Below are 23,573 nucleotides of genomic sequence, written 5' to 3'. Positions count from 1 at the left end.
CTTGTGTATGCTCCGTCGACGTTTCGGGCTCATGCTCATCATTATAAGAACAAGAACATTGCCTATGACCCTCAGCTCCGACCTGTCGGGCCCCACTGTGGAGCCCCGGGTTATCCGTAAACAGTACGCTATGGAAATGGCGGTTGAACGCACGCGCCTGCTTTACCAGGGCTCGCTGCTGCCCACGCTCTTCATGTTGATCAATGGTCTGGTCTGCGCCGGGTTGCTCTGGAGTCCGCAGCGCTACTTCCTGGTCAGCGTCTGGCTGGTGTGGTTGTTATCGCTGGTGGCGCTGCGGGTGATTCAGGTGGCGGCCTTCGATTCCGCGATCCCCAACCGGCAGGCCCATCCGATCTGGCGTCGCATGTTTCTGCTCGGCTCAGGTCTCACCGGCCTGACCCTGGCCGGTGCCGGCATTGCGCTGGCCCCGGCAGACAACTTCATGCAGCAAGCCTGGGTGTTCGGCCTGATCGGCGCCGCGGCCCTCTCGGCCAGCGTTGCCTACGCCGTCAGCCTGCCAGCCTTCCTGTCCTTTACCTTGCCCTGTCTGTTGCCGGCCATTGGCTATCTGTTCTGGGGCGGCGATGAGCAGGGGCAGGGTTGGGGCTGGTTCGGCCTGATTCTGCTCGGCGCATTGAGCGTCGTCGCCTGGCAAGTCAACCGATTGATCGATAGCGGGCTGTTGCGGCGGTTCCAGAATCAGGCGCTGATCGAGCATTTGCAGCAAGCGCAAAACTGCAGCGACCAGCTCAATCAAAAGCTGGCCAAGGAAATCGACCAGCGTCGTCGTGCTGAAGACGAACTGCGTGAAATTCAGATCGGTCTGGAAAGCCGTGTCGCCCAGCGCAGCCTGGAACTGGACGCCGCTAATCAGGCGCTGAGCAAAAGTGAAGCGCGTCTGGCGCTGGCGTTGAAGGCCAGTGAACTGGGCTTGTGGGACTGGAACCTGCAAACCGATGAAGTCCATCACACTCAGCTTCAGGAGCTGTTCGGCCTGGAGCCGGACTACGTGACGGCGATGCTGCGCCACCTCAAACCACGCCTGCACCCCGAGGACTTGCCAGCACTGAAGCGCGCGCTGGTCGAGCATTTGAAGGGGCGCACCGAGGATTACCAGATCGAATACCGCGTGCGCCATGGTGACGGTCATTGGGTCTGGATTGAAGACCGCGGCCGAGCGGTTGAGCGCAGCGAAAATGGGCGGGTGATACGCATGGTCGGTACCCGCCGCGACATCAGTGCCAGCAAAAGCCTGGAAGCACAGCGGCAACTGGCGGCGACCGTTTTTGAAGCGGCCAGCGAAGGCATCGTGATTTTCGACCCCAACTACGCGCTGATCGCGGTCAATCAAGCCTTTAGCCGGGTCACTGGCTATGACATCGAAGACATGCTCGGGCGCAACGTGGTCGAGTTGCCGTGCAGTCGCGATGCCCGTCGACACTACGGGGCGATTCATCAGGCGCTGGAACAGCACGGCAGCTGGCAGGGCGAACTGGTGGAAACCCGCAAGAATGGCGAGTTGTATCCGCAGCTGTTGCAACTGAATATGGTGCGTGATGCTCGGGGAAACGTGAGCCATATCGTGGGCTTCTTCGCCGATCTGTCGGCTCGGCGCGAATCCGAAGAGCGCATGCGCTACTTGACTCATTACGACGAACTGACCGGCCTGGCCAACCGTTCGCTGTTCCGCGAACGGTTGAACGAGGCTCATCAGCGAGTGCGCCAGGGCGTCCACCGCAGCCTCGCGTTGCTGCACATCAATCTGGATCGCTTCAAACTGCTCAACGACAGCCTCGGCCATGAAATCGCCGACCAGCTGTTGCAGAAAATGGCCCGGCGGCTGGTCAACGCGCTGCCTGAGGCGGACACCATTGCACGGTTGTCCGGCGATGAGTTCGCGGTGTTGTTCAACGCCTACGGCAACCTCTCAAGCCTGGCGCGGGTGGCGACACGCTTGTCCAGCAAGCTGCGCTTGCCAGTGACCGTCGATGGCCATGAACTGGTGGTCAGTGCGTCCATGGGCATCAGCCTGTTGCCGGACAATGCGCGGGAGATTTCGGCGTTGGTCAGCCAGTCGAACATGGCCATGCAGCATGCCAAGCATTTGGGTGGCAACAATTTCCAGTTCTACACCGACAGCTTGCAAGCCAGCACGCTGGAGCGTTTGCAGCTGGAAAACCAGCTGCGCAAAGCCATCGAAGAGAAGCAGTTGAAGGTGTTTTACCAGCCGAAACTGTGCCTCGCCACGGGTCGGCTGAATGCCGCCGAGGCGCTGGTGCGCTGGGATCATCCGACCCTGGGCCAAGTGCCGCCGGGAGATTTCATCGGGCTGGCCGAGGAAACCGGGTTGATCGGCCCTATTGGCGAGTTCGTATTGCGTCAGGCCTGCTGGCAAGCGTGCGAATGGCAACGCCAAGGGCTGGCGCCGATTCGGGTGTCGGTCAATCTGTCTGTGCATCAACTGCGTCAGGGCAAACTGGTCAGTCTGGTACGCCAGGTGCTGGAAGAAACCGGCCTGGCGCCGCACTACCTTGAGCTGGAACTCACTGAAAGCCAGTTGCTGGACAGCGTCGAGCACATCATCGCGACGTTCCAGCAGTTGCGCGATCTGGGGGTAAAACTGGCCATCGATGATTTCGGCACCGGCTATTCGTCCCTGAGCTACCTCAAGCGTATTCCGGTGGATTACGTGAAGATTGACCAGGCGTTTATCCGCGGTCTGGGCGAGGGCAGCGTGGACACGGCCATCACTCGGGCGATAATTGCCATGGCGCATGGCCTGTCGTTGAAAGTGGTAGCGGAAGGGGTAGAGCGGGCAGAGCAGCTTGAGTTTCTGAAGGCCGAACACTGCGATGAGGTGCAGGGGTATTTGATCAGCCGGCCGATTGAGGCGGATGGGCTGGCAGCTCTGCTACGAGAGCAGGGCGCGGACTGAGCGCGGGGGAAACTTCCCGTCAGATTTTGTAGTGGTCTGACGGGAAGCCTTGAAGCGATATGCTGTTAGTTGGTAATCAGCACTTTATCAATATGGTGCAGCAACTTACCTTCGTAGAAAATACTGACGCCAGTGACGTTGGAGTCGCCCAGTACTTTATATTCAACCCGTTTGTCCGTTTCAACCTGCAACGAGATCTCATTGGAATTTTCAAGTTTCAACTCCAGACGCAGATCAAAGGATTTGTCTTGAATTGCACTCATTTCCAGTTTTGGCGTAAGGCCCGTGTGGGCTACGGTCACGGTGCCAAAGGTGCGGAAAGAAGGTGCAACGGGCATGCGGTCGATTTGTGCGGTCCAGTCTTTGGTTTTAATGCTCATAGTGTGTAACTCCTTTAAGTTAAGTGATGTTGCTTCCTGCCCGAGCAATATACCCAACTAAATTTATTTGTGGTGGGTGTATACGGTTTGCATTTGTAAAGTTGTATGTTTAATGTTGTTAATCGCTTGGCAACTAACAAGAGAAACTTAAAGTGATTCGCCAAGTTGCCGTTATTACCCTGAAGGGCGTGAATCGATGACTCGCCCTAGCACAGACAATGAGCGCTACATCGAGCGCGCGCACCTGTAGTCGAGGGATATGGTTACGCATTGAGCAGGCAAAAAGCCGATTCATGTAGTATAACTACAAGCTTGCTACATCCCCGGCACCTGCCAATAACAAAGAGTCCAGCCCCTTGAATCTGCTGCAACACATCGCCCAGTCACGCCACCTGTTACGCAAGTCGGAGCTCAAGGTCGCCGATCACGTGCTGCTTGACCCAGCGGCGGTGATGCACAGCTCCATGGCCGACCTGGCCCACAGCGTGGGCATCAGCGAGCCGACTATCGTGCGGTTTTGCCGTGCCATTGGTTGTTCCGGTTTCCAGGATTTGAAGTTGAAGCTGGCGCAGAGCCTTGCGGCTGGCGCGAGCTTCGGTCAGTTCGCGATCCATGAAGACGATTCGGTGGCTGACTACAGCCTGAAAATCTTCGACACCACTTTGCACACGCTGATGGAGGTTCGCGAGAAGCTCGATCCCGTGGAGTTGCAGCGGGCGGTGTCGCTCATGTCCCAGGCCCAGCGTGTCGAGTTCTATGGCTTTGGCGCCTCGGGCGCGGTGGCGGCGGACGCCCAGCATAAATTCTTCCGTTTGTTGCTGACCGCTGCGGCGTACTCCGATCCGCACATGCAGGCCATGTCGGCGGTAACGTTGAAGCCCACTGACGTGGCGATCTGTATTTCCCAGTCCGGGCGTTCCAAGGATTTGTTGATCACCGCGAATCTGGTGCGTGAAAGCGGCGCTTCGCTGATCACGCTGTGCCCGAGCCAGACGCCGTTGGCGGAGCTATCGACCGTCAACCTGGCGATCGATGTGCACGAAGACACTGAAATCTACACGCCGCTGACCTCGCGTATCGCCCACCTGGTGGTGATCGACGTGTTGGCGATGGGCGTGGCCATGGCGCGCGGGCCGAGCCTGGTCAATCACCTCAAGAGCGTCAAACGCAGCCTTCGCAGTTTGCGCTTGTCGCCCAAATCGGTGAAAGCGCTGGACGACTGACGTCGTCGTAAGGTCGTTCCGACCTTAATCGCGAGCAGGCTCGCCCCCACATTTGATCGCGTTCTCCTGTGGGAGCGAGCCTGCTCGCGAAGGCGTCTTCATCAGCGCCGAATATTCACATCCCTGTAACCCACCCGCCGCCAAACCGTCATCCCCGACGTTCATCGTGTAACTCCCGTACTCGCCTTGGGAGACTCGAAATGGCCCAGCCCTACGAAGAACGCAACAGCGCTGTCAGAACCCGCCGTCAGCAAGAAGACCAGCGCCGCATGGAATTTCGCCGCGCTATCGAAGATCGCTGCGAACGCCGTCAGCTTTTGGCCGAGATTGGTGATTTTCCTGAGTTGGAACTCAATTACTGGCAGGCAGCGCCGGCAACTTCCCGTCGAAACGCTCAACCAGCGCGCTGATCTGCACCCGTTCGCTGCGAATAAACGCAAGGAACGCGTGCGCCACCGGTGACAGCCGTTTAGCCTTGGCCTGCACCAGGCACCAGCTGCGGTACAGCGGCAGCTCTTCGACCGGCAGTTCGATCAGCCCACCGGTCGCCAATTCAAGGTTCAGGGCGTGGCGTGTCAACAGCGCCACGCCCAGACCCGCCACCACACATTCACGCTGAGCTTCGGCAGACGAGACTTCCTGGGTCTGGTTGAAGTGCACGCGTTTCTCTTTGAAGTACTCTTCACACGCCAACCGCGTCCCGGAGCCGAGTTCACGCATCAGCAGTGTGTACGGTTCAAGATCCTGCAAGCGCAGCGGGCCCATGTGGCACAGCGGATGATCGGGCGGCGCCACGGCAACGATCGGGTTGTTGAGGAATGGCAAGAACTCCAGCCCCATGTCCTGCGGCACCATGGACATGATCACCAGGTCATCACGGTTGTCCGACAGGCGTCGAATCACTTGCCCGCGATTGACCACCGTCAGTTGCAGGTTCACTTCCGGGTGCTGGCGCTTGAACGCGGCAAACAGGTGCGGCACGAAATACTTGGCGCTGGATTCCACCGCCAGTTTCAGCTGACCCTGCAACGATCCCTGCATGTCCGAGAGCTGCATATCAAGGTTTTCCAGGCGCCCGAAAATGTCCCGGCTGGCGCGCTGAAGTGCTTCGGCCGCTTCCGTCATGTAGAGTTTTTTGCCGACGTAATCGAACAAAGGCTGACCAATCAGCTCCTCAAGTTGACGAATCTGTAGGCTGACAGCCGGTTGTGTGAGCGACATTTCGTCAGCCGCACGGCTGTAGGAGCGCAAATCACAGACTTCGTTGAAAATCTGCAATTGACGCAATGTCATACGCATCAAGGACTTACGCATTTTTAAGAAGCTCTCGCCGCAAGCTGAAGCATCAACTATAAGTCTTTACTTATGCCTGACCCAATAATTAATCATTTTTGTTAATCCCTTGTGGGGGCTAGTGTGGAGCTGCGACTAAATCGAAACATTTGGTCACGCGTCGACCTGGTCTAGCAGGTCGTGGGTACCACCGGCTCAAGGGAACCTCCAAGTGATAAAAAAGATCCTGATCGCCAACCGTGGTGAGATTGCCGTACGAATCGTGCGTGCCTGCGCCGAGATGGGCATTCGCTCGGTCGCGATCTATTCCGACGCCGACCGCCATGCCTTGCATGTGAAGCGCGCGGACGAGGCTCACAGCATCGGTGCCGAGCCACTGGCGGGTTACCTGAATGCGCGCAAGCTGGTGAACCTGGCGGTGGAAACCGGTTGTGATGCCTTGCATCCCGGCTACGGTTTCCTCTCGGAAAACGCCGAACTGGCGGACATCTGCGCCGAACGCGGCATCAAATTCATCGGTCCATCGGCTGAAGTGATTCGCCGCATGGGCGACAAGACGGAAGCCCGTCGCAGCATGATCAAGGCGGGCGTGCCCGTCACCCCAGGCACTGAAGGCAATGTCGCGGACATCGCCGAAGCCTTGGTTGAAGGCGACCGCATCGGTTATCCGGTCATGCTCAAGGCTACCTCCGGTGGTGGCGGCCGCGGTATCCGTCGCTGCGACAGCCGCGAAGAACTTGAACAAGCGTTCCCTCGGGTCATTTCCGAAGCCACCAAGGCCTTCGGTTCTGCGGAAGTGTTCCTGGAAAAATGCATCGTCAATCCAAAGCACATCGAAGCGCAGATTCTTGGCGACAGCTTTGGCAACGTGGTGCACCTGTTCGAGCGTGATTGCTCGATCCAGCGTCGCAACCAGAAGCTGATCGAAATCGCCCCGAGCCCGCAACTGACCCCGGAACAGCGCGCCTACATCGGCGACCTGTCGGTGCGTGCGGCCAAGGCTGTGGGTTACGAGAACGCCGGCACCGTGGAGTTCCTGCTCGCCGAGGGCGAGGTGTACTTCATGGAGATGAACACTCGGGTGCAGGTGGAACACACCATCACCGAAGAAATTACCGGCATCGACATCGTTCGTGAGCAGATCCGCATCGCCTCCGGCCTGCCGCTTTCGGTGAAACAGGAAGACATCCAGCACCGCGGTTTCGCGTTGCAGTTCCGGATCAACGCCGAAGACCCGAAAAACAACTTCCTGCCGAGCTTCGGCAAGATCACTCGTTACTACGCCCCCGGCGGCCCCGGCGTGCGCACGGACACGGCGATCTATACCGGCTACACCATTCCGCCGTTCTACGACTCCATGTGCCTGAAACTGGTGGTGTGGGCGTTGACCTGGGAAGAGGCGATGGACCGTGGCTTGCGCGCCCTCGACGACATGCGTCTGCAAGGGGTCAAGACCACCGCCGCGTACTACCAGGAAATCCTGCGCAACCCGGAATTCCGTAGCGGCCAGTTCAATACCAGCTTCGTTGAAAGCCACCCTGAACTGACCAACTACTCGATCAAGCGCAAACCCGAAGAGCTGGCCCTGGCCATCGCCGCCGCCATCGCCGCCCACGCAGGCCTGTGAGGAATAAAACAATGTCCAAGAAGATCCATGTAACCGACACCATCCTGCGCGACGCCCACCAATCGCTGCTCGCCACGCGCATGCGCACCGAAGACATGCTGCCGATCTGCGACAAGCTCGACAAAGTCGGCTACTGGTCGCTGGAATGCTGGGGCGGCGCGACCTTCGACGCCTGCGTACGCTTCCTCAAAGAAGACCCGTGGGAGCGTCTGCGCCAACTGCGCGCCGCACTGCCTAACACGCGCCTGCAAATGCTCCTGCGCGGCCAGAACCTGCTGGGCTACCGTCATTACAGCGATGACGTGGTCAGGGCGTTCGTCGCCAAGGCCGCGGTCAATGGCATCGACGTGTTCCGCATTTTCGACGCAATGAACGACGTGCGTAACCTGCGCGTGGCCATCGAAGCGGTGAAAGCAGCGGGCAAACACGCCCAGGGCACCATCGCCTACACCACCAGCCCGGTGCACACCATTGACGCGTTCGTGGCGCAAGCCAAGCAAATGGAAGCCATGGGTTGCGACTCGGTGGCGATCAAGGACATGGCCGGCCTGCTAACCCCGTACGCCACTGGCGAGCTGGTCAGGGCGCTGAAAAGCGAGCAGTCGCTGCCCGTGTTCATTCACTCGCACGACACCGCTGGCCTGGCCACCATGTGCCAACTCAAGGCCATCGAAAACGGCGCCGACCATATCGATACCGCGATCTCCAGCTTCGCTTCGGGTACGAGCCACCCAGGCACCGAGTCGATGGTCGCCGCCCTTAAAGGCACCGAGTTCGACACCGGCCTGAACCTGGAACTGCTGCAAGAGATCGGCCTGTACTTCTACGCCGTGCGCAAGAAGTACCACCAGTTCGAAAGCGAATTCACCGCCGTCGACACCCGCGTTCAAGTCAACCAGGTACCGGGCGGGATGATTTCCAACCTGGCCAACCAGCTCAAAGAGCAGGGCGCCCTGAACCGCATGAGCGAAGTGCTGGCAGAGATCCCGCGCGTTCGTGAAGACCTCGGCTTCCCGCCGCTGGTGACCCCGACCTCGCAGATCGTAGGCACCCAGGCGTTCTTCAACGTGCTGGCCGGCGAGCGCTACAAGACCATCACCAACGAAGTGAAGCTCTACCTGCAAGGCGGCTACGGCAAGGCGCCGGGCACCGTGAACGAGAAGCTGCGCCGCCAGGCGATCGGCAGCGAAGACGTGATCGACGTGCGTCCGGCCGATCTGCTCAAGCCTGAAATGACCAAGCTGCGTGCCGAAATCGGCGCCGTGGCCAAGTCCGAAGAAGACGTGCTGACCTACGCCATGTTCCCGGACATCGGCCGCAAGTTCCTCGAGGAACGTGCCGCCGGCACCCTGACGCCTGAAGTGCTGTTGCCGATTCCTGAAGCCGGTGGCGTGACCTCGGCCGGTGGCGAAGGCGTGCCGACCGAGTTCGTCATCGACGTCCACGGTGAAACCTACCGCGTCGACATCACCGGTGTTGGCGTCAAGGCTGAAGGCAAGCGTCACTTCTACCTGTCCATCGACGGCATGCCGGAAGAAGTGGTGTTCGAGCCGCTCAACGAGTTCGTCAGCGGCGGCAGCAGCAAGCGCAAGCAAGCCACTGCACCGGGCCATGTCAGCACCACCATGCCGGGCAACATCGTCGACGTGCTGGTCAAGGAAGGCGACACCGTCAAGGCTGGCCAGGCCGTACTGATCACCGAAGCGATGAAGATGGAAACCGAAGTCCAGGCCGCCATCGCCGGCAAAGTTACTGCCATTCATGTGGCGAAGGGCGACCGGGTGAATCCGGGCGAAATCCTGATCGAGATCGAAGGCTGAGTTAACCGCCGCGATCACACCGTTTTAAACCTCGGGGGGGCATGTGCTCCCCTTTTTTTTGTGCGGTGTTTGGGGGATCGCTTTCCCGAACACCTCGACTCTAATGTGGGAGCGAGCAAGCCCGCTCCCACAGGTATCGAGTCGAATCAGTGAGAGAGGTGTGGCTTCATCAGAACGCTATCCGCCACTGTCCCATTACGCCGTAGCTGCGGCTGTCACTGCCCGCCTCACCGGTTAGGCCAACCCCCACGCTGTGATTTGCCGAGACCCCAAGATCCAGGCCGGCATCCACTAACAGGCTGTTGCGATCCAGTTCCGCACCGTAAACGGTGTAGTTGTTGCCACCAGTAACCAACCGTTGGCGGGTGTGGGTGTAAAGCTCGCCGTAAGTGTGTTTCCAGCCGGCGCTTAACCTCGGCGTCAGTCGCATGCCGTTATCCAGGGTCTCGACCTTCGCCAGGCGCAAACCAAACGTACTGTTCATGTTGCTTTGGGCTTGCTCATGAACCTTCAACGCCGCGGCCCCACCTTTTTCGGTGTAGCCATCGCGCTGATAGCGTTGGTAACCGATGCTGGCGAACGGTTCGAAGCTGACATTGTAGCGGCCAAGGTTGTAACCCACCTCCGCGAAGGCTTGTTGAGTACTGGCATCGTAGCTGCCTTTTGGGCGATCGCTGAAACCGCTGAAGGCGACCCGGCGTGCAGTGCTTCCGTCGTGGCTGCTGTAAGTCGCGCCCAGCCGAAGTGACATCGGACCGTTCTGCCTCAATGCGTAAGCGCCGAGATGCCAGCTATCGAGATTGCCGTCGAGTTCGCGGCTATCCAATCGTGTACCGGACTTACCGCCCATGACCCCCAGGCGCCATTCCTCGTCGATGTTCCAATCCGCTCCCAGCAACAGTCCCTTGGTCGAATGTTGCAAGGGCTCAATGTCACGATCCAGTTTCCCGCCGTGTCCCAGTGCTTGCAGCCAGACCCTGCCATTGTCTTCGCTGCCGGCAGCCAGGCGTGGTGCATTGTTTCGCGTGCTCTGGTTGTCGGTACCCAATTGGCGCATGGCCGAAAGCAGGCTGCCGCTGACCGGATCGACGCTGCTCAAGGTCGCTTTGGCCAGGTTGGCGTTGCTGGAACCGGCCAGTTGTTCGAGGGCGTATGAGGCCGTTTCTTTGTTGGAAGCGAGGAGGGTGGTGACGGCAGCGTTCGATACTGGTTTTTGGGTTGTAGCGGAAGCGCTTGCGGCAGTCGAAGGCTGCGACGCTGCGGGCGGTGTGTCAGTGCTGGTGGTTGGCGTCGCTTCGACGACGACAGTGTTTTCACTGTCCGAGGGTAATTGAACTTCCGGGCTATTGTGAGGTGGCTCGATGACGCTATTGCCGAACTCCCGTCCGTTGTCAGTATCGGCAAGACTCTCGATAGGCACTTCATTTCGGGCATAGGTCAGGCCGACGTTCTTTTCGTTGTACTGCAGGGTTGGCGTCATGAAAGCCAAATCACTAATGACCTTGCCGAATTCGCCTTCAACGTTGTTGGCTTCAATGATTGTGTACTGGCTGCTCTGCGGAAATTCGCCCTCTGTCGTGACGACTTTCAGCGTTGCGCTATCGAGTTTGGCAGTGCCATCGACTTTGATGGTTTCGCTGGAACCGTCGGGATTGACCTCATAGGACAAGACCGCCGTTTTGGACAGGCTCATGTCGCCTTTCACCGTCGGTGCGCCTTGCAATCGGTTGACCGTCATGAGGCCCTGAACGTGGAGGGCACCCACGCTGCCGTTGCCACTGAACGCCGCTTTTTCGAAGACGTCGACGCGGCCATCGATATCACCCTTATTGATCAGAGTGCCCTGGACCCACGCATCGCCGGCGATTCGTCCTGCATTGGCAAGGGTCGCTTTCGGACGAACCAGGGCACCCGTACTGAAGTCTCCTTCACCGGTCAGTGCCCAGGAACCCTGCTTGACGTCCAATCGCTGGAATTGGCGGGTCTCACCGAGACTGCCACCTTTTGCGGCATCGAGTTGTACGGCGTTCTCACCGCTGCCGCCATCCAGCAGTCCGGTGATACTTCCGCGAGTCCCAATGGTGATCAAGTCATTGCGATCATCCAGTTGCAGGGTGCTGCCGTCCGTTGCTTTCTTGATCGTTTGGGAGAGGGTGTCGGTCGCTTTAAGGAAAGTATCAAAGTCGGCGATCTGTGCCTCCGACATTTTAACCGTGGGAGACGCAATCTCGGCCGTGGTCTGCTGAGCAATCGCAAAATCAGCGCCACCCAAGGCAAGCGCAATCGCCAAGGCGAGATGTTGTGGTCGGTAAGTGTGTTGAGCGGACATCTGAGTCTGGCCTCTTTTGACAGGAGGCCAAACTCTAAAAGGCAGCCACAAATACCGATGTCAGGCGCGTCCGCAGGTGCTGCGGCTGATGTCGGCGTATGGCGCGGAAAAGGGACAGCCGCTTAAAGGCGGCTGACTTTATCGGAGAGAGAAGACGATTTTTCTTACAAAAAATCGAGATCGGCGTCGCTATCGCTCTGTCAGAAACTCATCTGCCATTGCCCGATCACCCCATGATTGCGGCTGTTGCTGCCGATCTCTCCGCTATAGCCAACACCGACGCTATGCCGCGCCGAGATGCCCACGTCCAGCCCGGCTTCCAGCACCAGGCTGTCACGGTCCAGTGAGCTGCCATCGACACTGAACGCCGTGCCACCGACCACGAAGGCCTGGCGCGTCGAATTGCTGACATCGCCGTAGGTGTGTTTCCAGCCGGCCGTCATGCGCGGGGTCAGGCTCATGCCGTTGTCCAGGCTGCTCAGGTGCGCAAGGCGCAGGCCGAAGGTGGTGCTGAAGTTGTCCTGGGTTTGACCGTCGACCTGCAGGGCCGCGGTGCCGCCTTTTTCCTGGTAACTGTCGCGGTGATAGCGCTGGTAGCCAAGGTTGGCGAACGGCTCGGCGCTGAGGCGACCGCTGCCCATGGCGTAACCGAGTTCGGCGAAGGCCTGTTGGCTATCGGCGTCGTAATCGCCTTTGGGCCGGTCGCTGAAACCGTTGAAGGCCACGGTACGTTTGCTTTCACCCTGATGACCGCTGTACGCCGCGCCGAGGCGCACGGCCAACGGGCCGCTTTGGCGCAGGGCGTAGACGCCGGCGTGCCAGCTCTCGACATTGCCATCGACGCCGGTGGCATCCAGATCGGTCTTCGAGTAACCGCCAAGCACGCCCAGCCTCCATTGCGGATCGAGTGACCAGTCGACGCCCAGCACCGTGCCTTTGCTGCGTTGCTCCAGGCCGTTGCTGCCGTGTTCGCCGTCGAGCTTGCCGTAGCCGCCGATGGCTTGCAGCCAAAGTCGGCCCTGGGCATTCGGATCGTTGAGGTCGCGTGCTGCGTTGGGGACGCCATTAGCGGCGAGGACCGGCGTGTCCCGTTGTTCGAGGCCCACCAGCAACGCGGAACCACTGCCCATCTGTTGCATCGCCGACAGCATGCTGCCACCGATCTGGTTGCTGACACCCAGGGTCGCGCTGGTCAGGTCGGCGTTGCTGGCGCCGCTGAGCTGCTCGATGGCCGCGCCGGCCGTGGCGCTGGTGGTATTGAGCAGGACGTTGTACAGCGCATTGTTTTGACCGAGGGAGGCCAGGCTGTTGGCGGCGCGGCTGCCGTTGCCAGTGACGGCGAATTCGTTGAAGGCGACATCATTGCGGGTGTACGTCAGGTCGACCTGGGTCGGGGTGTAAGCCAAGGTTGGCGTGATGAAGGCGTAGTCGCTGGTGACTTTGCCGAAGGTGCCGTTCACGCTCGTCGCCTGCAACACGGTGTAGTGGCTTTGCCACGGATAAGTGCCGGCGCTTGGGTTCACCGCCAGCGTCGCGCCATTGAGATTAGCCGTGCCGCCGACCTGGATCGGCGCGCTGCTGCCATCGGCATTGACGCCATAGACCAGGGTCGAGCCGCTGCCCATGGTCAAGTCGCGGGCGATGGTCGCGGTGCCGAGTCGGGTGTTGGTCCGCAAGGTGCCATTGACCAACAGATTGCCCACCGAACCACCGCCGGCATACACGCCGCCCGCGTCGACCGTCAGGCTGCCGGCAATGCCGCCCTGGTTGATCAACGTCGCACCATTGCGCACTGCGCCGCCGTCACTGAAATCGCCGCTCCCCGTCAGCGTCCAGGCGCCTTGCTTGACCTCCAGCCATTCGAAGTGGCGACTGGCGCCAAAGCTGCCGCCCGCCGCGTCATCCATCACTACACGGTCGACGCCGCTGCCGCCGTCGACTACGCCGATGAAGCGACTACCGTTGCGCAAAGTCAGGTTGTCGTTGCCACCGCCAAGGTCCAGCGCCAGGCCGTCGCTGCCGCTGAGGGTCCCGCCGTTGATCACGCTGTCGGCAAACTCGCCGACGAACTTCACGCCAAAACCATCGAGGCCTTGAATGACGCCGAAGTTTTCCAGCGTCGTCGCCGCCACGCCGGAACCACCGCTGCCGTCGTCGACCAAAATGGCACTGTTGGCGCCGCTGATCAGCGCGTCCTTGGCGTTCAGCACATAGCCACCGCCGAGCGCGATGCCTTCGCTGCCATTGGCGAAGCCGTTCTTATCGACGCCACCCGCACCGATGCCTTGGATGGTGCCGTAGTTTTCGATGTGGGCGAGCTTGTCGATGTCCACGCCGTCGCCGTCACCGTTGGGCTGCAACCCGGAATAGGCACCGGTGATGATGCCGTGGTTGATCACGGTGCCATCGCCGTCGGAGCCGAAACCCGAGCCGTTGCGCCCGGTGATTTGTCCATAGTTGGTCAGCGTCGCGCCAAGATCGGTGGTGATGCCGTGGCGGCCACCGGAGATCGTGCCGTAGTTGGTCACCGACACGCCGATTGCCGAATCGATATCGATGCCGTCGAATTTCTCGTCAGCGTTGTGGGCATCGCCCGTGGAGATCTCGCCATAGTTAGTAATGGTCGCGTTGGCACCGGTTTTCATGCCGTCGCTGGCATCGCCGCGAATCAACCCGCCCGCGCGGTTGATAATGGTGGTCGTGGCCCCGGCGCTGCGTAGTGAATCGAGGTCCAGGCCCTGGCCAGTGGTGGAGCGGATGATGCCGCTGTTATCGATCAACAGACTGCCGCTTGCGAAATTGCTGTCGATGCGCAGGGCGTCGTTGAACCCGAGAATCTGCCCGCCGGCCCGGTTGTAAATGCTGTAGTTGCGCGCCTGGGTCAGGTCGCCGCTGCTGTCGATCGCCCGCCCGCCAGTGGAAATGATCTTCCCGGCGTTATCGATCTTCACCCCGACACCGGCGGTAGCGTCCTTGAGGCTGACCGTCTTGCCGGCGCTGGTAATGCTGCCCGGCGCCGAAATCGTCAGCGTGTCCGCCCCGCCGAGGGTTTGAGCGGCGGTGGTCGCGGTGTCGATCTGCACGTTTTTGTACGGCGCGGCGCTGACGCCAGTGCTGATCAACAAAGCGATGCTGAGCGCCAGGCGCTGGGGCGAGAAGGGCATGGGTGGACGTCCGTGTTGTTATAAGCGGGGCGTCCTGTATAGCGAAGGGTTTTTACAGAATGATGTCGTTTGAGATATGCCCTCGCTACAGATACTGCATTTGATCTGGTGTGTAGGACGGATCTGAAGTTGTGGGTCGGGGTTTAAATCGAGTTGATGCCTGCCTATAGTCAAGCTGTCACCGCCAATTCGATGACCGATCTTAGCCGGTCGAAACAAAGGAGAGTCCTCACTTCAGTAACCGGAGTTTGACCCATGGCTAAGTATCATCCCTTGCACGGCAGTTTCAGCGCTGGCGACACGCTGTACATTGACACCGAAGCCCGCGCTGCCGATCTTCTTGAAACCGCCGTCCACCGAATAAAAGCCGCGCGCAATCTACTCAATAGCGTCGCCTGCCTGTGCGTCAAAGAAGCCGAGGGACACGACCTTGAGCATTTCGCCAATGCAGCGCACATCCTGATCCAGGATGGGTGTGATGCGTTGGGTTGGAAGCTTGATAAATCCATACGTTAACGAAAAGCATCGCGGGCAAGCCCGCTCCCACAGTTTCTGAGGCGAACTCGGCATTGGTGTTCGCTGAAAATCCCTGTGGGAGCGGGCTTGCCCGCGAAGGCGTCCGTCCAGGCGCTGAAGATCAGCCGCGGCACTCCGCCAACGTCTTCACCTGCCCCGAATCCGTCTGGTTCTCGTCGCTCAACCACTTCTCGAACCCAGCGCCAATCGCCGGCCATTCCGAATCCAGAATCGAATACCACGCCGTATCGCGGTTCTGGCCCTTGACCACCATGTGCTGGCGGAACACCCCTTCAAAACTGAAGCCCAATCGCTCGGCTGCATACTTGGAGCGCGCGTTGCCGTTGTTGCACTTCCATTCCAGGCGCCGGTAACCCAGGGCAAACGACTCCTTGGCCAGTAGATAAACCGCTTCGGTACTTTTTGGCGAACGCTGCATCGGTGCGCCGAAGGTGACGTGGCCAATCTCGATGCGGCCCTGGGCCGGGACGATCGACATCAGGCTGAGGATGCCTTGCACGTCGCCGCTGGCACGGTCGATGACGCTGAAGAAGTACGGGTCGCTGTTGGCCGCGTGGTTGTTCAGCCAATCGTTGAAGGCGCTGCGCTCGGGAAAGGGCCCGTAAGGCAAATAGTCCCACAGCTTGGGATCGGAACCGGGGCCTTGCAGGGCTTTCCACAAGCCGTCGGCGTGGCGTGCCGGGTCGAGTTTTTCCAGGCGGATGAAACGCCCTTCGAGCGTTTGCACCGACGGTGCCTGGACGCCTTTCCAGTCGGCGAGTGAAGTCGACATGTTGTTCTCCTTGAACCTTAAATGGCTTTGCGAAACTGGATGAAACCGGGACGTTCGGCGATGCGCTCGTAGAGCTGGATCGCGGTGGCGTTGCTTTCGTGGGTCAGCCAGTGGACCTTGCAGCAACCGTCTTCTTTGGCGGTGGCGTAGACGAATTCGATCAACTTGCGGCCGACACCGGTGCCACGGGTTTCGGGCGTCACCAGCAAGTCTTGCAGGTAGCAGGAGTTTTCGATGCTCCAGTTCGAGCGATGGTAGATGAAATGCACCAGGCCCAGAGCTTTGCCGTCGGCCCAGGCGAGGGCGGCGTGGGTGGGTTCGCTCGGGTCGAGCATACGCTGCCAGGTGCTTTGGGTAACGGCCTCAGGCAGTTCGGTGTTGTAGAAGCGCAGGTAGGCTTGCCACAGCGGCAGCCACGCGGCGTAGTCGTCGGCGTTGACCTGGCGAATCTCGATCTGACTCATGTTCATTCCTTAAGCATCAAGTGGGCGAGGGCCTGGTCGTGCGCATCCGGGCTGGCGGCGAGCCCTTCACGCACACCGGCGATGTCTGTGGCATTGCGGTTCTGGCTGAGCTTGCGTTTGCCTTCCAGGCGCTGGATCGGCAAGGCAAAACCGACGATAGCCCTGAGCATCCCGTCGATGTAATCAGCGGGGGCATCGGCGACTTTCCACGGCTGGGCGCGGCCGGTTTCATGGCGATCGGTCAAGGCGCTGACCAGCGTGAGCAGGCGATCAGCGTCGGTGAAAACGTCAGCAGTACCGTAAGCGTGAACGGCGACGTAGTTCCAGGTCGGCACGACTTTGCCGTGCTCAGCTTTGCTCGGGTAAAACCCGGGGCTGACGTAAGCATCGGCGCCGGCAAAAATCACCAGGGCTTCGGCGCCGTTCTGCAATTCCTTCCACTGCGGATTGGCCTTGGCAAAGTGGCCATAGAGGGTGCCGTTCGGCCCTTCTTCAGGGTTCAGCAGCAACGGCAGATGACTGGCTTGCAGGCCTTGTTCGCCATGGGTGACCAGCAGGGCAAGGCGGGTGCCGAGTATCTGTTGCTGCAGTTCGTGCAAGTCTTTGATGGCAAAGTGGCTTGGCGTATACATGGAAATATCCCTTGGCGAATGCCTGCATCCTAGGCAGGCTATTGGTCTGTTGTAAGAGCCATTAATGACCAATTTCATAGGTCCATTGCCATGACCAGCGAACCGCTGTCCCTGTCGTTCAACCCGGCGGGAATCGAACTCGATCGTCGCCAGGGCCTGAGTCGTCAGCTGTATCAGGCATTACGCGTGCGGGTGCTGGACGGGCGGCTGGCCAGCGGTACGCGGTTGCCGGCCAGTCGGGATCTGGCGACGGCGTTGGCTATTTCACGCAACAGCGTGGTCCGTGCCTACGACCAACTCTATGCCGAAGGCTTCATCGAAGGGCGCGTGGGCGATGGGACCTATGTCGCGCAATTGCCGCAAAGCACGGTGCCGCCGAAAAAACTATCCACAAAAGTATCCACAGGGTTGTCAACAGGGTTACCCACAGCTTTATCCACAAATTGGCTGGATTTACCTGTTGTTTCATCCAGTAAAGTTATCCACAGCGGCGCGTTGGCGCGGGTTGAGAAGAACCATTTGCCGACGCCACCCAGTGGTCCGCCTCGGGCATTTCGGGTCGGTGTTCCAGCGTTCGACCTGTTTCCCTTCGAGGTCTGGGCCAAGCTGAATGCGGCGTTCTGGCGCAAACCGGATTTGCAACAGCTGTGCTACGGCGACCCGGCCGGTGATGCGCGCTTGCGTGGGCTGATTGCCGCGTACTTGCGCAGTTCACGGGGCATGCAATGCACGGCTGAGCAAATAGTGATCACCAGTGGCGCACAGCAAGGGATTAGCCTTTGTGCACAGCTGCTGGTGGAGCCGGGCGACGGCGTGGCGATTGAGAATCCGGGGTATCGGGCGGCCGGTCATGCGTTCGCCGTGGCCGGGGCGCGATTGCACGGGGTGATGGTGGACAGTGAAGGCATCGACTGCACCGAATTGGCAGAACTGGGCGATTGTCGTCTGGCTTACGTCACGCCATCGCACCAGTACCCGACAGGCGTTGTCATGAGCCTGGCACGTCGCCTGGAGTTGCTGGCCTGGGCCGAGCGCACCCAAGGCTGGATCGTCGAGGACGATTACGACGGCGAGTATCGTTACAGCGGCGCACCGCTGGCGCCGTTGGCGGCACTCGATCGTCATGGTCGGGTGTTGTACGTCGGGACATTTGGCAAGGTTGCATTCCCGGCGTTGCGCCTCGGTTATCTGGTGCTGCCACCGGGGTTGGTGGACGCGTTCGCACAACGCCGCGCGGTCGACGTGCGCCATTCTGAAGTGAGTACCCAAGCGGTGATGGCCGAGTTCATCGCCACCGGGCATTTCCAGCGCCATATCCGGCGCATGCGCCGCGCGGCCTTGAGTCGGCGCAATTGTGTGTTGGCCCATTGGCCGGCAAACATCGAGGGCGTTGGCAGCCTGCCGAGTGTGGCCGCCGGCTTGCACCTGACGGTTCCGGTGAGCAGCGTTGCCCGGGAGCGCGAGCTGATCGAAAAGGCCGAAAGCGTCGGCGTCGAAGTCAATGGATTAAGCAGCTACTGGTTGCCCGACTCGCAGACGCCGCTGGATCAGCGCGCCGGGCTGGTACTGGGATTTGCCGCCGTCCCAGAGCCGGCAATCGAAGCGGCTCTGGCACGATTGCGCACGGTTTGGTGCGACTGATCAACGCGCTATTTTCGGCTCGGGTGTCAAAAACAGATCCCGCACCGCCGGATCAGTGATCCGGCGCAGTGCATTGTCGACCGCGTCGAAGGTGCTCATTTCCTGACGTGTCGTGGCCGGCAGTTCCTGTAAATACGCGTCGGCCAGCTTCAAGTGCGCGGCCGTGGGTTTATCGCCAGCGTCGATCAGATTGTCGTAATGAAAGTGCGCGACCCACAACACCTTGTTCTGGCGGGTCTTGTCGAGAATCCGGTATTCCTGAAAGTAGTCCCTGCGCTGTTTGGTCTTGATGCGACCGCGCTCGTCTTTGACGATCTCGACCAGGTCGTGATCGTTCAGCCATTTCAGGTACGTCTCCCTCGGTTTTCGTCCCATCAGCATGGCGCCGTAGACACTGATGCCTTCACGCCGGGCTCTCGCGGCTCCCTGACGTAATTGCGGGCTCAGGCTCGCCACAGGAAAGTCGGTACCCTTGCGTGCCAATACTGCATCAACCTCTTCGGCGGCTTGTTCGAGGCGGGTGGCCTGCAGATCGAACAGGTCTTTCATGTCCGCTGGAATACGCGAAGGGCGCTGGGCGTCGGCGCGAGTCCGTTGGATAAATGCGTCGAGATCGGCATCCAGGGCAAGCCCGTTGGCGACGATGCCAGCGTCGTCCAGGGTCGTCGGTTTCACCGCACGCCTGTTGGCCATATTGACGATGGGAACGGCTTCACTGGCCTGCGTTTCGGTCGACGGGGTCTTTTCCAGTTCCACCACCCGTGGCCGGGACTTGCTCACCTTGCCGATGGCGCGTGAAGTGGAGGGCACCGGCTCGAGCCTGGCCATCGCGGCGACCGGCACTTCTTCAGTTTCCGGAAGCAACTTGAGCAGACGGCTGCGCGCCAGTTGATGAAACTCGCCAACCAACGCCTGAACCCGCTTGAACCGGACCGGCTCCAGCTGATCGGGCGAGCTGATAAACAGATCCTGCAGACGTCTTTCGGCGTCTGCCAAACGGTCCAACAGAGCGGTGAGCTCTTCGACATTGTGCGCAGGCCGTTTGGTAACACGCGGTTCTACTAACGCGTGGGCGGCTTCAGCCGCATTCTCAAAAATCGGTATGACGGTCTGCCGAACCTGATTCAACTCGCTGTCGGGAGCATCTCGCAGGCAGAGTTCGGTCGACATGCCGATCTCATTGGCTTCAAGGTCAAAGTGAGAGAAGGATGGCAATAATCTTTGCAAATCGTCGGCGATCTTGCGGGCCGCTCCGGTATTGCTCTTCAACCGGTCCCGCGAGGCGTGCAGGCGGCCGAGGCGGTCGATTATTTCATCACTTACTGCGATGGCCTTTTGTGCGGCCTCCATTTGCACGGCGCGAGCCCTGGTTTGCGCAGGTTCCGGCAGGCTTATCTGTGGCGCAACGATCTGCGCGTATTCGCGCAGTTTCATGCGCATCCAGCCGCTGAGAAAACGGTGCTGCTCGATAGTGAAACGCATCAGTTGAGACTGATAAAACGCTCCAGCGCCTCCCGCTTCACGCCATTTTTCCAGATCTTCGAGCGCCTTGCCGTAGCCCTTGGACAACTCATCAGCTTTGGAAATGTAAGTGGCAATGGCTTCCTCGGACATCGTCGTTAACGGGTCATCGATAGCGAGGGGTTTCAACGCTTCGTCCAGGTTGGCTTTGCGAGTTGCTTCCTGTTCGATGAACAGGTGCAGTGCGGCCCACGCTTCGTCCTTTTTCCTGGCTTTTTCGCGCCGCAGGGTTTCGATCCTGCCGGTCGGCCCACCACCGCGCAGGCGCAGCTTCAGGTCCCAGTGCCATCGACCTTCGCCTGCGTCGTACTTCACACCGAAGCCGGATTGCGAGGGATCATTCGGGTCCACGATGAATAGCGGCTCGTCCGGTTCGGCGCTGACTTGAAACCAGCGCTCACCGACTTTGGCGTACAGCTTTCCCTCGAGTTCGTTGAGGTGATTAGCGTTGGGTCTTGCACCCTCTGGCAGCGTCGGTGCCGGTACCTGGAATCGATTGATCTGCTGTAAAAATTGCGCCCCTGCATTAATACGACCTAGCGTGGCGGGTGCCAGTGTCGAAAGATGCGTCTTGGGCAGCTCGGCGCTTAATGGCGTTGCTTCATGGGTGACGGTCGAAGCCTTTGTCGACGACGGCGCAATAAATGGCTGTTCGTCCTTGAACACATTGTTCGCTGCAAAGCCTTTGTCAAAGGGGCCCGAAAGCCGTATACGACGGATCGCGACTCTTTGGGTCAGCAGGATTCCCAGGGTCAGTAGCACATCGCCGATTGAGGACCATTCCACCGCGGTGTTGCCGCGCTCACTGGCGTCCAGGGCTTGTTGAATCTGATTGATGCTTTGCCAGACCCAGACCGCGGTGCCCGCCGAGCCGCTGAGGAAGTTCGCTGCCACACTGAACATGGCCCAGCCGCTGTCCGCCAGCAATGTCCAGCGGCGCTCGTTGTTGGACGTGGATTGGCGGTCGGCGAGCTCGGCCATGGCTTGGCTGTTCTGGGAGAACAGAGTCGCGAGAATGTCGCCTTCCAGCGGTGTGTTCGCCAACTCGATGGACGCGGTCAGGTCGAGGTGGATAAACGGCTCGAAGGCCAGTTCGGTAATGGTCCAGGGCGAAGGTATGCCGCAGGAAAACACATATTGGGCGTACTCGAAACTCAACGCCCGGTCGGGCAACCAGGCCAGTATCGAATCACGCAGTTCGCCTGGCTGGTAAAACGCGTACAGCATGTTTTGCTCGGAAGCGAACTGGTGCAGCGGCTGATCCAGCAACGGTTGATAAAGCAGGCACGGACCACTTTGGCCCTCGCGCGGGCCGATGATGTAGGTGTTGGCGACGGTGTCCGGCGTGTTACCAAGCCGATAGCGAGGCATGAATGCCAGCGGACGAATCTGTACCGGCCATTCGCGGGTGGGTGATTTGTTTTCGATCGACGCCATCAGCTGGCGCACCTGACGGTAACCCTGCTCATCGACATCGCCGCGACGCTGGAGTTTGCACTCCAGCGCCAGCAGCGGCAGGAGCAACGGCAGCTGGCGACAGTATCGGGACTTGTGGCGCCGGGCCTGCACCGGGTCGTCGATGAGTGTGCGCTTGATCAGTTGTGGATAGGTTTCGCCGACGTTGACTTCGTTGGCCATGCGCAACAGGAAGGTCACGGTCATCCAGTCCGGCGCGGCCGTGCCGTCGGTATAGGCGACCGTCGCGCTGTACGGGCGGGTGTTTTGCAGGGCGAATTCGGCGAGGGTCTCGACGCTGCGGTTGTGCGGGTCGGGCAGGGTGAAACCGCCGGCTTCGAAACTGTGAGTGATGGTGATCCGGAGGTCATCCAGGCGCAGTTTCGTGGCGTCTTCGCCGGATTGGGCGGCGACAATTGCATCGTGCATTTTCTGCTGGGCGTAAGCATGGATGAGGGGGATCTCGCTGATGTCGAAGATGTCACTGTTGGCTTCACCCCTGAGGCTTCCCAAGTCCTTCAGGTAGTTGCTGTAGGTCTGGATATCGTCCAGTGAACTCGCCAATAACCACTCGGGGATCGCGTTATCCAGCTGTTCGACGCGCACCTTGTCTGCGACGCTGAGCGTGGCGCTTGTATCCTGTCGGGAAGCTAATCTGACCAAGGGCGAGCGACTGTTCGGATCGAGTGCATCGATGGAATCGAGCTGGCAGCCCACCAATGCCCAGACCACGGCATCGAAAATATTCCCCTCGGGTTCGTAGAGTCGCCACTTCAGGCTTTGGCCGCTCAGATCGATGTCGACCCGTGCGGGGAGGACGGCTCCCAATTGCGCCATGGAACTGAACGTTTCATAGCCATTGGAGAGGGTGTACATCACGATCAGCTCACGGCTTCCCAGTGTCGCGGTCAATACCAATGCACCGGGCAGCATCAGGTGCCGGGTTCTATTGGCTTCTGCCTGTTCAAAGGCTATATCGAGATCCAGCAGGCAAGCGCGAATGTTCGACAGTCCGCTGCCGGAGGTCGGGCGCAATGCCTTCTCGGGGTGTTGCGAAATGAGCCGCGCCAGGGTGCATTCATGCGTGTCCAAGCCATTTACGGACTGGAGGTTCAGGGCGTCTTTCAGTGCGTCGGACAGTACCCGCCAGCGCGGCAGCTTTTCCGTGATTTCGTTCCAGTAATCCAGCTGGCTCTGTTCGAAGGCCTTGAACAGCATCGACGCGTTTTCATTCAGCAACGTGGTGATCGCGTCCATGCTGATCGGCAGATGGATCGGTTCGGGAGCATTGGGTGTGAGGGTCAGGAAGTGTTCGCCTTCGATGTAGTTGGCGACCTCCAGGGTGAAGGCTTGACGCGCCAGCGCGTGGGTCAGCGATTCGAAATGGCTGCTGTGGGTGATAAGTTCCTCACCCTGCTGGCGCCATATTGGCGACATCAGCATGGCCTTGTCGGGGTCGATCTGCTGATTGGGGAACGTCTTTTTCAGAGCCTTGCGTAAAAGTTGAGCAGCGGCTTCGTGCAGGATCGGGCCGTCGCTGGTCAGTTCTACCAGACGGCTTTTGTTCAGCAACAAGGGTGCAGTGGTCGTTGGGATTGTTTCGCTCATGAGTTCGGGACCGGTTGGGGATGGGCGTGGCGGCAGCTGCCGTGTACGACCCAAAGTACCCAGGCGCCATGGGGCTCAGGTGGTAGATATGTATAGGTCTGGAAAACTGTAGGAGCTGGATTGCCAGCGAAGGATTCGAATGCGCAACGTTTCTCCTGATGAAACGCGTCAT

The 23,573-nt window shown here is 59.8% G+C and carries 15 protein-coding genes; 7 read left to right on the top strand and 8 right to left on the bottom strand.

All coding sequences use genetic code 11. The annotated features are described in order from the left end of the window. The first annotated feature begins 64 nt into the window (after positions 1–64). Positions 65–2,935, top strand: a complete 2,871-nt coding sequence (locus ACA057_RS31090) for an EAL domain-containing protein (protein ID WP_497344873.1) — start codon at positions 65–67, stop codon at positions 2,933–2,935. A gap of 65 nt (positions 2,936–3,000) precedes the next feature. On the opposite strand, the gene ACA057_RS31085 is transcribed toward ACA057_RS31090, so the two are convergent. Beyond that, positions 3,001–3,315, bottom strand: a complete 315-nt coding sequence (locus ACA057_RS31085; RefSeq protein WP_497344871.1) for a hypothetical protein — start codon at positions 3,313–3,315, stop codon at positions 3,001–3,003. Between the two features lie 356 nt (positions 3,316–3,671). Between ACA057_RS31085 and hexR the strand changes: the two genes are divergently transcribed. Next, positions 3,672–4,538, top strand: a complete 867-nt coding sequence (gene hexR, locus ACA057_RS31080) for a transcriptional regulator HexR (RefSeq protein ID WP_008027445.1) — start codon at positions 3,672–3,674, stop codon at positions 4,536–4,538. A 200-nt stretch (positions 4,539–4,738) separates the two neighbouring features. Next, the gene (locus ACA057_RS31075; protein WP_008156646.1) at positions 4,739–4,948 is read left to right on the top strand and encodes a PA3496 family putative envelope integrity protein; all 210 of its coding nucleotides are present in this window, start codon (positions 4,739–4,741) and stop codon (positions 4,946–4,948) included. Here the strand turns inward: ACA057_RS31075 and ACA057_RS31070 are convergent. Continuing rightward, positions 4,890–5,852 (bottom strand): LysR family transcriptional regulator, encoded by a 963-nt coding sequence (locus ACA057_RS31070; RefSeq protein WP_497344868.1) that lies wholly within the window; start codon positions 5,850–5,852, stop codon positions 4,890–4,892. The genes ACA057_RS31075 and ACA057_RS31070 overlap by 59 nt on opposite strands. 190 nt (positions 5,853–6,042) lie before the next feature. Between ACA057_RS31070 and ACA057_RS31065 the strand changes: the two genes are divergently transcribed. Beyond that, entirely contained in the window at positions 6,043–7,458 is a 1,416-nt protein-coding gene (locus ACA057_RS31065; RefSeq protein ID WP_046030798.1) for an acetyl-CoA carboxylase biotin carboxylase subunit, read from the top strand. A gap of 11 nt (positions 7,459–7,469) precedes the next feature. Continuing rightward, positions 7,470–9,278 (top strand): sodium-extruding oxaloacetate decarboxylase subunit alpha, encoded by a 1,809-nt coding sequence (oadA, locus tag ACA057_RS31060; RefSeq protein ID WP_497344866.1) that lies wholly within the window; start codon positions 7,470–7,472, stop codon positions 9,276–9,278. A gap of 169 nt (positions 9,279–9,447) precedes the next feature. On the opposite strand, the gene ACA057_RS31055 is transcribed toward oadA, so the two are convergent. Further along, positions 9,448–11,607 carry an autotransporter outer membrane beta-barrel domain-containing protein gene (locus ACA057_RS31055; RefSeq protein ID WP_497350062.1) on the bottom strand — a complete coding sequence of 720 codons (2,160 nt, stop codon included), beginning with the start codon at positions 11,605–11,607 and terminating at the stop codon, positions 9,448–9,450. Between the two features lie 200 nt (positions 11,608–11,807). Continuing rightward, the gene (locus ACA057_RS31050; RefSeq protein ID WP_497344864.1) at positions 11,808–14,771 is read right to left on the bottom strand and encodes an autotransporter outer membrane beta-barrel domain-containing protein; all 2,964 of its coding nucleotides are present in this window, start codon (positions 14,769–14,771) and stop codon (positions 11,808–11,810) included. Between the two features lie 255 nt (positions 14,772–15,026). Between ACA057_RS31050 and ACA057_RS31045 the strand changes: the two genes are divergently transcribed. Further along, a complete protein-coding gene (locus ACA057_RS31045) occupies positions 15,027–15,287 on the top strand; it encodes a hypothetical protein (RefSeq protein WP_497344862.1) in 261 nt (86 codons plus the stop codon). Between the two features lie 121 nt (positions 15,288–15,408). On the opposite strand, the gene ACA057_RS31040 is transcribed toward ACA057_RS31045, so the two are convergent. Genes ACA057_RS31040 through ACA057_RS31030 form a run of 3 tightly spaced genes read right to left on the bottom strand, consistent with a single transcriptional unit; the run spans position 15,409 to position 17,176 of the window. Then, positions 15,409–16,080, bottom strand: a complete 672-nt coding sequence (locus ACA057_RS31040; protein ID WP_497344860.1) for a GNAT family N-acetyltransferase — start codon at positions 16,078–16,080, stop codon at positions 15,409–15,411. Positions 16,081–16,097: 17 nt separating this feature from the next. Beyond that, the gene (locus ACA057_RS31035; protein ID WP_497344858.1) at positions 16,098–16,544 is read right to left on the bottom strand and encodes a GNAT family N-acetyltransferase; all 447 of its coding nucleotides are present in this window, start codon (positions 16,542–16,544) and stop codon (positions 16,098–16,100) included. A 2-nt stretch (positions 16,545–16,546) separates the two neighbouring features. Beyond that, positions 16,547–17,176, bottom strand: a complete 630-nt coding sequence (locus ACA057_RS31030) for an FMN-binding negative transcriptional regulator (RefSeq protein ID WP_497344856.1) — start codon at positions 17,174–17,176, stop codon at positions 16,547–16,549. Positions 17,177–17,266: 90 nt separating this feature from the next. Between ACA057_RS31030 and pdxR the strand changes: the two genes are divergently transcribed. After that, complete coding sequence (pdxR, locus tag ACA057_RS31025; RefSeq protein WP_497344854.1) at positions 17,267–18,817, top strand: MocR-like pyridoxine biosynthesis transcription factor PdxR; 1,551 nt, start codon at positions 17,267–17,269, stop codon at positions 18,815–18,817. Here the strand turns inward: pdxR and ACA057_RS31020 are convergent, their stop codons facing one another. Then, the gene (locus ACA057_RS31020) at positions 18,818–23,401 is read right to left on the bottom strand and encodes a dermonecrotic toxin domain-containing protein (RefSeq protein WP_497344852.1); all 4,584 of its coding nucleotides are present in this window, start codon (positions 23,399–23,401) and stop codon (positions 18,818–18,820) included. Between the last annotated feature and the right edge of the window lie 172 nt (positions 23,402–23,573).

The sequence above is a fragment of the Pseudomonas sp. LBUM1661 genome (assembly GCF_059695925.1).
This window is presented reverse-complemented; position numbering and strand designations above follow the sequence as displayed.

What these genes read in the sequence shown, in the direction of transcription:
- ACA057_RS31090 (WP_497344873.1), top strand. Translation starts at nt 65, where the DNA reads ATGACCCTCAGCTCCGACCTGTCGGGCCCCACTGTGGAGCCCCGGGTT.
- ACA057_RS31085 (WP_497344871.1), bottom strand. Translation starts at nt 3,315, where the DNA reads ATGAGCATTAAAACCAAAGACTGGACCGCACAAATCGACCGCATGCCC.
- ACA057_RS31075 (WP_008156646.1), top strand. Translation starts at nt 4,739, where the DNA reads ATGGCCCAGCCCTACGAAGAACGCAACAGCGCTGTCAGAACCCGCCGT.
- ACA057_RS31070 (WP_497344868.1), bottom strand. Translation starts at nt 5,852, where the DNA reads ATGCGTAAGTCCTTGATGCGTATGACATTGCGTCAATTGCAGATTTTC.
- oadA (WP_497344866.1), top strand. Translation starts at nt 7,470, where the DNA reads ATGTCCAAGAAGATCCATGTAACCGACACCATCCTGCGCGACGCCCAC.
- ACA057_RS31055 (WP_497350062.1), bottom strand. Translation starts at nt 11,607, where the DNA reads ATGTCCGCTCAACACACTTACCGACCACAACATCTCGCCTTGGCGATT.
- ACA057_RS31050 (WP_497344864.1), bottom strand. Translation starts at nt 14,771, where the DNA reads ATGCCCTTCTCGCCCCAGCGCCTGGCGCTCAGCATCGCTTTGTTGATC.
- ACA057_RS31045 (WP_497344862.1), top strand. Translation starts at nt 15,027, where the DNA reads ATGGCTAAGTATCATCCCTTGCACGGCAGTTTCAGCGCTGGCGACACG.
- ACA057_RS31040 (WP_497344860.1), bottom strand. Translation starts at nt 16,080, where the DNA reads ATGTCGACTTCACTCGCCGACTGGAAAGGCGTCCAGGCACCGTCGGTG.
- ACA057_RS31035 (WP_497344858.1), bottom strand. Translation starts at nt 16,544, where the DNA reads ATGAGTCAGATCGAGATTCGCCAGGTCAACGCCGACGACTACGCCGCG.
- ACA057_RS31030 (WP_497344856.1), bottom strand. Translation starts at nt 17,176, where the DNA reads ATGTATACGCCAAGCCACTTTGCCATCAAAGACTTGCACGAACTGCAG.
- pdxR (WP_497344854.1), top strand. Translation starts at nt 17,267, where the DNA reads ATGACCAGCGAACCGCTGTCCCTGTCGTTCAACCCGGCGGGAATCGAA.
- ACA057_RS31020 (WP_497344852.1), bottom strand. Translation starts at nt 23,401, where the DNA reads ATGAGCGAAACAATCCCAACGACCACTGCACCCTTGTTGCTGAACAAA.